Here is a 642-nt window from a genome sequence, read left to right on the forward strand (position 1 = left end):
GAATTGTTAAAAGAAAACCCCCGTGGTCTGTTGTTGGTTCGTGATGAATTATCTGGTTTTTTAGCCAATTTGGAGAGAAAGGAATATCAAGCAGACCGTTCTTTTTATCTCACAGCTTTTAATGGCAATAAGCCATACACCTATGACCGTATAGAGCGTGGAACCATTCATATTTCCAATGCAACCCTTTCCGTCATTGGGGGCATTCAACCCTCTCGAATTATTCCCATTATTCAAGCCATGCACCGTGGAATAAATGATGACGGTTTATTGCAACGGTTTCAAATGCTGGTCTTTCCCGATGAACGAAAAGAGCGTCACTGGGTTGATAGACCGCCCAATCAAAAGGCATGGGAAAGTTATCAAGAGGTCTTTCGTTCTCTTTATGATAAACCTTTAGGATCACCAAAACACCCCATGACCATACGCTTTTCTGCTGAAGCCCAAGAGATGTTTCGTGAATGGTGGGAAAATTTTCAAAGAACAGTCAAAGGGGGGCATTTCTCTGCAAGTTTACAAGCACATCTTTTGAAAATGGATAAAACCATACCAACCCTTGCGTTGATTTTTGAATTGAGTGAAGGCGGGCGTTTTGAAATCAATAGAGATGCCCTTGAGAGAGCTTTGTGTTGGGAAAAATAT

Annotated in this window: 1 protein-coding gene; it reads left to right on the plus strand. The window is 41.4% G+C overall.

What is annotated here, in order from left to right:
* The coding region (locus tag PVV65_RS09910; protein WP_273790045.1) for a DUF3987 domain-containing protein at window positions 1–642 on the plus strand (642 nt) is incomplete at both ends.

It is taken from the genome of Bartonella sp. ML70XJBT, assembly GCF_028618425.1.
Taxonomy (GTDB): Bacteria; Pseudomonadota; Alphaproteobacteria; order Rhizobiales; family Rhizobiaceae; genus Bartonella.